The organism is Vibrio sp. YT-19(2023), assembly GCF_033337395.1.
In genome coordinates, this window is the sequence record NZ_JAWOQN010000526.1 from 1 (window position 1) to 687 (window position 687).

1 pseudogene is annotated in these 687 nt (G+C 45.4%); it reads right to left on the bottom strand.

The features are described 5' to 3' along the window. A pseudogene (locus tag R7E78_RS26895) lies at positions 1–687 on the bottom strand (phosphoglucomutase/phosphomannomutase family protein); the annotation flags it as partial.

A 687-nucleotide genomic window follows, 5' to 3' on the forward strand; every position in this document is an offset into this window, starting at 1 on the left:
ACATTTCTCACAGTGATCTTCGGCGATTTTGTCTAGTAGGTGTGTAGTCGCTATGTTACGTACGACTGAGCCTTTCCAACCTTTGTATTTCAATAGGTAGTAATACAGCAGGATCAGCACTTCATTTGGATGAATGAAGTTGCCTTTCTCATCGATGATACCAAGACGGTCTGCATCGCCGTCAGTCCCAATACCGATGTCGTAGCCTTCTTGCTCGACAAGGTGCATCAAGCGGTACAGGGTCGCAGCACTTGGAGAAGGCATTAAACCGCCGAAGTCTGGGTTTTTTCCGTCGTTGATCACGTCTACTTCACAGCGGCCGTTGATTAGGACGGTTTGCAGTGCGTTTTTCGCGACGCCAAACATCGGGTCAATCAGCACACGAAGGTTGGCTTTTTTGATTGCTTCAATGTCGATAAAGTCGATGATTGAATCAACAAACTCGTTCATCGGGTTGATGATTTCAATCAACTTGTCTTCAACCGCTTGATCAAAATCGACACTTTTCACATCTTGTGCGGTAAGTGTGGAAATTTGAGTTTCAATTTTCTCGGTAATGATTTCATCTGCATCACGACCACCTTCAATGAAGACTTTGATGCCATTGTAATCTGCAGGGTTATGCGATGCGGTGATGCACGCCGAGTAAGCACAGCCCATCTCTTTTGCTTTGAACATCACGATTGG